The sequence below is a fragment of the Pseudomonas inefficax genome, from assembly GCF_900277125.1.
GTDB classification, from domain to species: Bacteria; Pseudomonadota; Gammaproteobacteria; order Pseudomonadales; family Pseudomonadaceae; genus Aquipseudomonas; species Aquipseudomonas inefficax.
Genome location: NZ_OPYN01000073.1, coordinates 17,147 through 27,766, shown reverse-complemented (window position 1 = coordinate 27,766; position 10,620 = coordinate 17,147). Strand labels below are relative to the sequence as shown.

5 protein-coding genes and 4 tRNA genes are annotated in these 10,620 nt (G+C 65.2%); 1 reads left to right on the top strand and 8 read right to left on the bottom strand.

The window, feature by feature from the left end:
- Nucleotides 1–372: 372 nt before the first annotated feature.
- From pcaQ to JV551A3_RS09215, 4 genes are all read right to left on the bottom strand, one after another.
- The gene (gene pcaQ, locus JV551A3_RS09230; protein WP_133978589.1) at nt 373–1,305 is read right to left on the bottom strand and encodes a pca operon transcription factor PcaQ; all 933 of its coding nucleotides are present in this window, start codon (nt 1,303–1,305) and stop codon (nt 373–375) included.
- Nucleotides 1,306–1,455: 150 nt separating this feature from the next.
- Nucleotides 1,456–1,818 carry a nitrite reductase small subunit NirD gene (nirD, locus tag JV551A3_RS09225; protein WP_133970622.1) on the bottom strand — a complete coding sequence of 121 codons (363 nt, stop codon included), beginning with the start codon at nt 1,816–1,818 and terminating at the stop codon, nt 1,456–1,458.
- A complete protein-coding gene (gene nirB, locus JV551A3_RS09220; RefSeq protein ID WP_133970621.1) occupies nt 1,818–4,370 on the bottom strand; it encodes a nitrite reductase large subunit NirB in 2,553 nt (850 codons plus the stop codon). The genes nirD and nirB overlap by 1 nt, the downstream gene beginning before the upstream one ends.
- A gap of 304 nt (nt 4,371–4,674) precedes the next feature.
- Entirely contained in the window at nt 4,675–8,700 is a 4,026-nt protein-coding gene (locus tag JV551A3_RS09215; RefSeq protein WP_133970620.1) for a bifunctional nitrate reductase/sulfite reductase flavoprotein subunit alpha, read from the bottom strand.
- A 265-nt stretch (nt 8,701–8,965) separates the two neighbouring features.
- Between JV551A3_RS09215 and map the strand changes: the two genes are divergently transcribed.
- The gene (gene map / locus JV551A3_RS09210; RefSeq protein WP_133970619.1) at nt 8,966–9,814 is read left to right on the top strand and encodes a type I methionyl aminopeptidase; all 849 of its coding nucleotides are present in this window, start codon (nt 8,966–8,968) and stop codon (nt 9,812–9,814) included.
- A 237-nt stretch (nt 9,815–10,051) separates the two neighbouring features.
- Here the strand turns inward: map and JV551A3_RS09205 are convergent.
- The 4 genes from JV551A3_RS09205 to JV551A3_RS09190 form a co-directional block, all read right to left on the bottom strand.
- A tRNA-Asp gene (locus JV551A3_RS09205) sits at nt 10,052–10,128 on the bottom strand.
- Between the two features lie 13 nt (nt 10,129–10,141).
- Nucleotides 10,142–10,217, bottom strand: a tRNA-Val gene (locus JV551A3_RS09200).
- A gap of 170 nt (nt 10,218–10,387) precedes the next feature.
- A tRNA-Asp gene (locus JV551A3_RS09195) sits at nt 10,388–10,464 on the bottom strand.
- A 13-nt stretch (nt 10,465–10,477) separates the two neighbouring features.
- A tRNA-Val gene (locus tag JV551A3_RS09190) sits at nt 10,478–10,553 on the bottom strand.
- Nucleotides 10,554–10,620 lie beyond the last annotated feature (67 nt).

Genomic DNA, 10,620 nt, shown 5'->3' with positions numbered 1-10,620 from the left:
CTTAAGGAACTGACCCATGTGCTTTGCGAGAGTTTTAGATCGATCTGTTATATGGGGTGGGGCGGCAGGTGCCTGTCTTGGGTATTGTGGTGTTGCGGACATCGAGCGCCGCCCGCGCGGCGCTTCGCAGCACAAGGCTGCTCCTACATCTGTTTCGGGCCAGTTATTCCTGAGACGAAGGCGCGCGGCCCTTTTGTTGTCCCACCGCGATATCGCGTCAGGCAAACAAGGCGGTCGCGTGCGTNGGCCCAGGCGTGATTGGCCCGAAACAGATGTAGGAGCAGCCTTGTGCTGCGAAGCGCCGCGCGGGCGGCGCTCGATCTCACAGGCGCCGACCATCGACCGGCGAACCCTACCAGCCCCACCGCCCCCTCAAGGATACCGCCCCTCGCGATATTCCCCCGCCACTTCCCGCAGCACCTCGCACACCCACTGCCCCGGCAGGCTCTGCGGCAAGGCGGCATTGCGACAGATGCCGACCGAACCGCCCGGCTCGCGCACACCCAGGTCGAGCTCGACCAACTCGCCCCGACGCAGGTCGAGCAGCACCGCATCGCGCGGCGCCACCCACACGGCATCGCTGCCCAGCAGATAGCGCCGGCTCAACGCCAGCGACAGGGTTTCCAGACGCTGTGCCGGCATCTGGATGCCACATTGCACGAACAGGCTGTCGGCATGCTGGCGGATGGTGGTGCCGGCTGGCGGCAGCACCAGCGGGTAACGCTCCACCTGCCCCCGCTCTACTGGCGTGTTTGCCAGCAGCGGGTGACGCGGTCGCACCACCAGGCTCATCGACTCGCTGTACAGGTGCTCGAACGACAGGCCCTGGATCTGCGGGCTGTCGGTCATGCGCCCGACCACCAGCTCCAGTTCACCCAGGCGCAACTGGCCCAGCAGCTGCGCGCTGACCCCGGTGACCACACTGATTACCAGTGCCTCATGCCGCTGGTGCAGGCGGCACAGCACTTCGGGCATGAGCAAGCCTTCGACCGTGGACAACACGCCGATGCGCACTTGCGACGGCGCCCGCGCCTCGCCACGCAGGCTGCTGACACCATCGCGCAGGGCCTGCACGCTGGGCCCGGCGTAACGCATGAAACGCGTGCCGGCCGGGGTCAGCTCGACGCCCTGGCGGCTGCGCGCGAACAGCCGCGTTTCCAGCAGGTCTTCGAGTTCCTTGAGGGTCTTGGAGATGGCTGGCTGGCTGATTGCCAGGATGTCGGCAGCCCTGGCCAGGCTGCCCTGCCGGGCAATCTCCAGGAAGCACAGCAGGTGGCGGTACTTGATGCGGGTGTCGAGGTTCATGGCGCAAGCTTAACGCATGCAGATAACCTGTACCGGCCCTTTCGCGGGCACGCCCGCTCCCACAGGGATCTCCATCGCTCTCCAGACCTGTGCAGTACCTGTGGGAGCGGGCGTGCCCGCGAAGAGGCCGGTGCAAGCGGCAGATGAATATCAGGCCACAGCCAACTCCACCGCCTCCCCATTCAACCGCACCGGCCACACCCGCAGTCGCTGCCCGCTATCCTCCAGGCACTCCCCGCTCTCCAGGCTGAAGTGCTGCTTGTACAATGGTGCCGCCACCACCAGCTCGCCCTGCACACTGCCCACCAGCCCGCGACCGATGATGTTGGCACCGGACCGCGGGTCGCGGTTGTCCACCGCATACAGCGGCTGCGCCTGCCCCGGCAGGTAGAACAGCGCCACCTGGGCCCCGTCGAGCCAGACCACCACCCCGGAATCGGCCACCAGGTCATCCGCCTGGCACACGGCCTTCCAGTTCTCGTGGGTTTTCACAGCAGCATTGGACAGGTTCATCAGACAGCCTCCTCGACGGTTGGGATCAGGTGCAGTGGCGCAGCAGGCCGGCGCTGTTCGCGTTCGCGCACGAAGTGCACGTCCGGGTCGGCGCGGCGGTCGTTGACGAAAGTACGGAAGCGCTTGAGCTTCTCGGGGTCGCCGAGGGCGTTGGTCCACTCGCACTCATACTGGTCGACCACATGCTGCATCTGCGCTTCCAGCTCGCTGGCCAGGCCCAGGCTGTCGTCGATGATCACCTGCTTCAGGTAGTCCAGCCCGCCTTCCAGGTTCTCGCGCCACACCGAGGTGCGCTGCAGTTTGTCGGCGGTGCGGATGTAGAACATCAGCACGCGGTCGATCAGGCGTACCAGGGTCTCGTCATCAAGGTCGGTGGCAAACAGTTCGGCATGCCGCGGGCGCATGCCGCCGTTGCCGCACACGTACAGGTTCCAGCCCTTGTCGGTGGCGATCACGCCGATGTCCTTGCTCTGTGCCTCGGCGCATTCGCGGGTGCAGCCAGACACCGCGAACTTGAGCTTGTGCGGGCTGCGCAGGCCTTTGTAGCGGTCTTCCAGGCGCAGGGCCATGCCGACGCTGTCCTGCACGCCGTAACGGCACCAGGTGCTGCCGACGCAGGATTTCACCGTGCGGGTCGACTTGCCGTAGGCATGGCCGGTTTCGAAGCCGGCCTCGATCAGCTCGCCCCAGATCAGCGGCAGTTCGTGCAACTGGGCGCCGAACAGGTCGATGCGCTGGCCGCCGGTGATCTTGGTGTACAGGTCGTACTTTTTCGCTACCTGGCCGATCACGATGAGCTTGTCGGGGGTGATTTCGCCACCAGGGATGCGCGGCACCACCGAGTAGGTGCCGTTCTTCTGCATGTTGGCCATGAAGGTGTCGTTGGTGTCCTGCAGCGGCACCAGCGCCGGGTCCATGATCGGCTGGTTCCAGCACGAGGCGAGGATACTGCCCACCGCCGGCTTGCAGATGTCGCAGCCAATGTGGCCCTTGCCATGGCGTTCGAGCAGTTCGTTGAAGGTGCGGATACCCTCCACCCGCACCAGCCCGTAAAGCTCCTGACGGGTGTAGGCGAAGTGCTCGCACAGGCTCTTGTCCACCGCCACGCCACGGGCGGTCAGTTCGTGCTCGAACACCTGCTTGAGCAGTGCCGCGCAACCACCGCAACCGGTGGCGGCCTTGGTGCAGCCCTTGACGGCGGCAAGGTCGCCGCAGCCGCTGTCGATGGCGGCGCAGACTGCGCCCTTGCTGACGTTGTGGCAGGAGCAGATGGTCGCGCTGTCGGGCAGCGCATCAGCACCCAGGGCCGGTGCACCGCCGCCTTGCGGAAGGATCAGTGCCGCCGGGTCGGCCGGCAGGGCGATGCCGTTCTGGGCGTATTGCAGCAGGGTGTCGTAGTAACTGTTGTCGCCGACCAGCACCGCACCGAGCACGTGCTTGCCGCTGGCATCCACCACCAGCCGGCGGTAGGCGCTGTTGGCTTCGTCGATGAAGCGGTAGCTGCGTGCGCCCGGGGTGGCGCCATGGGCATCGCCGATGGAGCCGACATCCACGCCCAGCAACTTGAGCTTGGTCGACATGTCGGCACCGGTGAATTCGCCAGCGGTTTCACCCATCAGCAATGCTGCCAGGTTGCGCGCCATGCTGTAGCCCGGAGCAACCAGGCCGAACACGCTGCCGTTCCACGAGGCACACTCGCCAATGGCGAAGATGCGTGGGTCGCTGCTGCGGCAGTGGTTGTCGATCACCACGCCGCCACGCGCGGCGATGTCCAGGCCACAGGCACGGGCCAGGGCATCCTGCGGGCGGATACCCGCAGAGAACACGATCAGGTCGGTTTCCAGGTGCTCGCCGCCATCGAAGTTCATGCGGTAGCGGTAGTCTTCACCCGCACTGATCGACTGGGTGGCACGCGACAGATGCACGCCAACACCGAGCGCTTCGATCTGTGCTTTGAGCGCAGCACCGCCCTCGCCGTCCAGCTGTACCGGCATCAGCCGTGGGGCGAATTCCACCACGTGGGCTTCCAGGCCCAGCGACTTGAGGGCGTTGGCTGCTTCCAGGCCAAGCAGGCCACCGCCCACTACCACGCCACGGCGGGCACTGGCTGCGGCAGCGCGGATGGCATCGAGGTCGTCAAGGGTGCGGTAGACCAGGCGGGCATTGCCGCTGGAACCTTCGATCGGTGGCACGAAGGGGTAGGAACCTGTGGCCAGCACCAACTGGTCGTAGCCGTAGCGGCCCTCGGCGGTGACCACCTCAAAGCGCTCACGGTCGATTTCCAGCACCGCTTCGCCGAGGTGCAGGTGCACACCGCTGACGCCGTAGAAGTCCTGCTCGCACAGGGCCAGGGTTTCGGCACAGCTGCCGCCGAAGTACTCGGACAGGTGAACGCGGTCGTAGGCACGTTGGCGCTCTTCGCCGAACACATGCACTTCGAAGCGCTGCAGGGCGCCGCGGCTGACCAGTTGTTCGACGCAATGGTGGCCGACCATGCCGTTGCCGACAATGACCAGTCGCTCTCGTTGCCCGCTGCTCGCTGTTGCCTTCATAAGCCGATCCTCGATCAAAAAAAAAGCGCCTGGAGCCGAAGCTCCAGGCGCCTTTGCCTGTATTCATCACGGTAGGGGGCCCGGGTTGATCGCCGTTGATCAGGGGGCTTTGTTGTAACTGGGATAAAGCAGGGAGTGTGCCAACTGGGGTGCCTGTGCTGGCCTCTTCGCGGGTAAACCCGCTCCCACAGGGATCTCCACATTTTTCAGATCTGTGCAGTACCTGTGGGAGCGGGTTTACCCGCGAAGAGGCTGGCACAGGTCATGCACATTCACAGTGCACAACACCCCATCCCGGTGCACATCAATACACATCCCGCCGATACCGCTTGGCCCTGCCCAGTGCTTCGACATAAGCCGCAGCCGCCACTGCATCCATGCCGCCATGCTCGGCCACGATCGCCCGCAACGCCGCATCCACATCCCTGGCCATGCGCTGCGCATCGCCACACACATAGAAGTACGCCCCCGCCTCCAGCCACTGCCACAACTGCGCGCCCTGTTCGAGCATGCGCTGCTGCACGTAGACCTTCTCGGCCTGGTCACGCGAAAACGCCGTGTCCAGACGCAAGTGCCCTGCAGCCTGCCAGGCCTGCAGCTGCTCCTGGTAATAGAAATCGGTGGCCGCGTACTGCTCGCCGAAGAACAGCCAGTTGGCCCCTTTCGCCCCACGTGCCTCTCGCTCTTCGAGGAAGGCCCTGAACGGCGCAATGCCGGTACCAGGCCCGACCATGATCAGCGGCACGCTGTCGTCCTCGGGCAGGCGAAAGTGCTTGGATACTTGCGGGAAGATGGCTACCTTCAGCGCCTGCGCACGGTCGGCAAGGAAGCTTGAGCACACGCCTTTGCGCGCGCCATAGCGCACCGTGGAAACGGTCAGGTGCACCTGCTGCGGGTGCGCCAGCGGGCTGGAGCTGATCGAATACAGGCGCGGCTGCAGCGGCTTGAGCAACTCCAGCCAGCTGGCCAGCGGCAGCTGCTGGGGGAAGGCGCGCAGCACATCGACCAGTTGCCGCCCCCACAACCAGTCCTGCAGCTTGGCCTTGCACTCGGGCTGCAGCAGGCGCTGCAGGTCCGGGGCATTGCCGGCGAAGGCCTGCAGCTGCTGCGTGGTGACCTTGGCGATCTCCAGGTGCGCTTGCAGGGCTTCGGTCAACGGCATGGCGGGTTGGCCTTTCAGCTGAACCATGGTCTGGCCATCGAGCTGCATCAGCGCCAGTAGCTCGTCGACCAGGGTCGGACAGTTGCGCGGCCACACGCCCAGGGCATCACCGGCGGCATAGGTGAAGCCGCTACCGCTCAGGTCGAACACCAGTTGACGGGTTTCCTTGCTGGCCCCCGGGCCGTTGAGCAGGCGGTTTTCCAGCAAGCTGGCAGCCCAGGGCTGCTGCTTGCTGTAGGCCGCCTGGGGCGCAGGCCCGGTAACCGGTTGCGGTACGGCGGCACTACCAAGCGTGGGCAGCAGCGCATCGAGCCAGGCGGTGAAGGCGTCGTCGAAGTCCGGCTCGCAGTCCACCCGTTGCAGCAGGCGCCGCCCACCCAGCTCGGCCAGGCGCTGGTCGAGCTTGCGGCCAAAGCCGCAGAACTGGTCGTAACTGGAGTCGCCCAGGGCCAGCACGGCAAAAGGCAGTTCGGCGCAGTGGGCGCCCTCCTCGCCCTGCAAGGCGTGCCAGAATGCCGCTGCGCTGTCAGGCGCGTCGCCATCGCCAAAGGTGCTGGCGATCAGCACCACGCTAGCGGCGCCCTGCAGCTGGCGCGGGCTCACCGCTTCCATGCAACTGAGCTGCACGTCGAGGCCGGCACCGCGCAGGCGCTCGGCACAGCGTTCGGCCAACAGCTCGCCGTTGCCGGTTTGCGAAGCCCACAGCACCTGGTGCCGTGATGCTTTCAACGGCACATCGGGCAGCGCCGCAGGCTGGGCGAACAGCCCGGCCAGCAAGCCATCGACGAACAACCGGCGGTTGGCGGCCAGCGGCGCACTGGCCGGCAGGCAGGGCACGCCCTCGGCGCGGGCCTGGTCCAGGCCCAGCAGGAAGCCTTGCAGGTAATGGCGCTCTTCCTCGGCCAGTACCGGGGCTGGCAGGGCGTCCAGGCCAAGCAGTCGGGACAGGGTGGCGGTCGGCATGCGGGCAGGCTCCAGATTGGCAGTGTTCAGATCAAGGGCTTCGATGCGCTCACCGGCAACCCGCTCCAGGGTCACGGCACAATGCTTGAACGCTGGCTGCAGCGACAGCGGGTCGACCGCATCGCAGGTCACGGCGTTGATCGCCAGCTGCTCGCCGATCAGGTCGTTCCAGTGGAACGGGGCAAAGCAGTTGCCCGGCATCACCCGGTCGCTGATTCGCGCGGGCAGCACTGCCTGCCCACGGCGCGAGCGAATGGCCACCTGATCCTTTTCGGCGATGCCCAGCCGGGCAGCATCGTCGCGATGGATTTCCACGAAGGGGCCGGGCTCCAGCTTGTTCAGCGCTGATACCTTGCCGGTCTTGGTCAGGGTGTGCCACTGGTGCTGCACGCGGCCGGTATTCAGCACCATGGGGTAATCGGCATCTGGCAGCTCCGCTGCCGGCAACCAGGGGCGGGCGAAGAAGCGAGCCTTGCCACTGGCGGTCGGGAAAGCCAACGTCGGGCACTCGCCCTGGGCATCGCGCAGCAGCGTCTGGCTGTTGCCGTCGTTGCGATAGCGCAGCGGGCTGCGCGGGTTGTCGCGGCCCGGGGCGCAGGGCCACTGGTGCGGCTGCTCGCGCAATTCGGCATAGCCGATGCCCCGCAGGTCGTAGCCGGTGGTTGGGTTGTGGAAGCGGCGGATTTCTTCGTACACCGCCTCGGCATCGGGGTAGTCGAAGGCGTCGGCGTAGCCCATGGCACAGGCGACCCGGGCGATGATCTGCCAGTCTGGCAGGCTCTGCCCGGGCGGTTCGACGGCACATGGCATGAGGGTGAGGTTGCGCTCGCTGTTGATCATCACGCCCTCGCCTTCGGCCCACAGCGCAGCCGGTAGCAGGATGTCGGCGTAGCGGTTGGTCTCGGTGTCGAGGAAGGCATCCTGGGTAATCACCAGTTCGGCCTGGCGCAGGCCGTCGATCACCTGCTGGCGGTTGGCGACACTGGCCACCGGGTTGCTGCAGATGACCCAACAGGCTTTTACCACGCCGCTTTTCATCTGCTCGAACAGCGCCACCGTGCCCTCGCCGCCTTCGCTGCGCAGGCTGCCTGGGGCCAGTTGCCACTGCTGCTCGACGAAGGCGCGGTCTTGCGCTACCAGCGCCGAGCGCTGGCCTGGCAGACCGGGGCCCATGTAGCCCATCTCGCGGCCGCCCATGGCATTGGGTTGGCCAGTCAGCGAGAACGGCCCGCTGCCGGGGCGGCAGATGGCACCCGTGGCCAGGTGCAGGTTGCAGACCGCATTGGTGTGCCAGGTGCCATGGATGCTCTGGTTCAGGCCCATGGTCCAGCAGCTCATCCAATTGCTGGCGCTGCCGATCCATTCGGCGGCCCTGATGATGTCGGCCTCGGCCAGCCCGGTGATGGCGGCCACGCGGTCAGGGGTGTAGTCATCAAGAAAGGCCGGCAGTTCGTCCCAGCCTTCGGTGTGGCGGGCGATGAAACCGGGGTCGGTGTGGCCGTTACGCAGCAGCAGGTGCAGCAGGCCGTTGAGCAAGGCCATGTCGCTGCCGGGGCGCACCTGCAGGAACAGGTCGGCCTTGTCGGCGGTAGCACTGCGCCGCGGGTCGACGACGATCAGCTTGGCCCCCGCCTTGACCCGGTCGAGCAGGCGCAGGAACAGGATCGGGTGACAGTCGGCCATGTTGGCGCCGATGACCAGGAAAACGTCGGCGTGCTCGAAGTCCTGGTAGCTGCCGGGCGGGCCATCGGCACCGAGCGACAGCTTGTAGCCGCTGCCGGCGCTGGCCATGCACAGGCGCGAGTTGGACTCGATGTGGCGGGTGCGGATAAAGCCCTTGGCCAGTTTGTTGGCCAGGTACTGGGCCTCCAGCGACATCTGCCCGGACACATACAGTGCCACGGCGTCGGGGCCGTGCTGGTCGATGATGCCACGCAGGCGCTCGGCGGCGGCGGCGATGGCCTGGTCGATGCCGGTTCGCGCTGGCTGCTGGCTGCGCTGCTGGCGTACATAGGCATCCTCCATGCGCCCGGCGGCGGTCAGCGGCAGGTGGGCGGTAAGGCCTTTGGTGCACAGGCGGCCGAAGTTGCTGGGGTGTTGCTTGTCGCCGCTGATCTTGCCGACCTTGCCATCGGCAACGCTCATGACGATGCCGCAACCGACGCCGCAGTAGGGGCAGACGCTGCGCACTTCGCTGTTGGCCATGGGCGGGCTCCTGTAGGGAACACAAAAGGCGCCGGCTGCTCCGGCTTGCTGGGCAAGCGGGGCAACACGGCGCCTTTGTCGTGAAGTGTTGTGGGCTGTCGACGTTGATAGCCCTGGATTGGAGGTGAAACAGCAATTTATGGGCCAGCTGTGCCGGCCTCTTCGCGGGTGAACCCGCTCCCACAGGGATATCGCAAGGACTGAGGGCAGTGATGTACCTGTGGGAGCGGGTTCACCCGCGAAGGGGCCGGCACAGGAGTGCACCATGCGATGGCAACCCCACACCCCATGGCGCTATGCTGGGGCAAATTCCAGCACGAGCCACCGCCTTCCCCCCATGTCCCAGGTGATTATCAAGACCCCCGCCCAACTCGACCTGATGCGCCGCGCCGGCCAGCTGCTTGCCCAGGTGTTCGCCGACCTCGACAGCTTTATCCGCCCCGGCGTGACCACCATGCAGATCAACGACCGCGCCGAATCGTTCATCATCGGCACGCTCAAGGCCCGCCCGGCGAGCAAGGGCCAGTACGGGTTCCCTTATTCGCTAAACACCTCGGTGGACCATGTGGTATGCCATGGCATGCCCAAGGCCGATGAAGTGCTGAAGGAAGGCTCGATCATCAACGTCGACATCACCCTGGAACAAGGCGGCTACATCGCCGACTCGTCGAAGATGTACAGCGTCGGGCCGATCAGCGATGAGGCACAGCGCCTGGTCGACACCACCTATGACGCGCTATGGAAAGGCATCGAACAGGTACGCCCCGGGGCTACGTTGGGCGATATCGGCCATGCCATCCAGACCCATGCCGAAGCGGCGGGCTACAGCGTCGTGCGTGAGTATTGCGGGCATGGCATTGGCCAGCAGATGCATGAAGGGCCCGAGGTGCTGCACATTGGCCAGCGCGGGATGGGCCTGAAGTTGAAGCCGGGGATGGTGTTCACCATCGAACCGATGATCAACCAGGGCGGACGCGGGACGCGTACGTTGAAGGATGGCTGGACGGTGATTACCCGCGACCACAGCTTGTCGGCGCAGTGGGAGCATACCGTGGCGGTGACCGAGGATGGGTTTGAAGTGCTGACTTTGCGGGAAGAAGAGCTTCGTAGCTGAAATTGCCGGGGGCGCTTTGCGCCCCTTTCGCGACACAAGGCCGCTCCTACAGGAGATCGCGTCACTCGCTGACTGCGCATACCCCTGTAGGAGCGGCCTTGTGTCGCGATGGGCCGCAAAGCGGCCCCAGGATTTCATGAGCAATGAAATCTCTCAGGATGCATAAACAAAAAAAGCGACCCTAGGGTCGCTTTCTCTGTTACTTCCGGGTGTTCAGTAGGCCCTGGAAGCGGAATATGGCGCAGCGGACGGGACTCGAACCCGCGACCCCCGGCGTGACAGGCCGGTATTCTAACCGACTGAACTACCGCTGCGCTAAACATCGAGTGGTGGGTGATGACGGGATCGAACCGCCGACCCTCTGCTTGTAAGGCAGATGCTCTCCCGGCTGAGCTAATCACCCATGTCTCTCGGTGTGGCGCGCATTCTACGGGCGACTTGGCGCTCTGGCAAGCACTTATCCAACTTTTTGCAAATTTCCCTGAAACACCAAATCGCAGGCACAAAAAAAGCGACCCTAAGGTCGCTTTCTCTATAACTTCCGGGTGTTCAGTAGGCCCTGGAAGTGAAATATGGCGCAGCGGACGGGACTCGAACCCGCGACCCCCGGCGTGACAGGCCGGTATTCTAACCGACTGAACTACCGCTGCGCTAAACATCGAGTGGTGGGTGATGACGGGATCGAACCGCCGACCCTCTGCTTGTAAGGCAGATGCTCTCCCGGCTGAGCTAATCACCCTTCGTCTCGGTGTGGCGCGCATTCTACGGACGGCCCCGTACCCTGGCAAGCACTTTTTTAACTTTTT

Bases quoted from the DNA above. Each gene is read 5' to 3' on its own strand.
- pcaQ (WP_133978589.1), bottom strand. From the start codon at position 1,305: ATGAACCTCGACACCCGCATCAAGTACCGCCACCTGCTGTGCTTCCTG.
- nirD (WP_133970622.1), bottom strand. From the start codon at position 1,818: ATGAACCTGTCCAATGCTGCTGTGAAAACCCACGAGAACTGGAAGGCC.
- nirB (WP_133970621.1), bottom strand. From the start codon at position 4,370: ATGAAGGCAACAGCGAGCAGCGGGCAACGAGAGCGACTGGTCATTGTC.
- JV551A3_RS09215 (WP_133970620.1), bottom strand. From the start codon at position 8,700: ATGGCCAACAGCGAAGTGCGCAGCGTCTGCCCCTACTGCGGCGTCGGT.
- map (WP_133970619.1), top strand. From the start codon at position 8,966: ATGCGATGGCAACCCCACACCCCATGGCGCTATGCTGGGGCAAATTCC.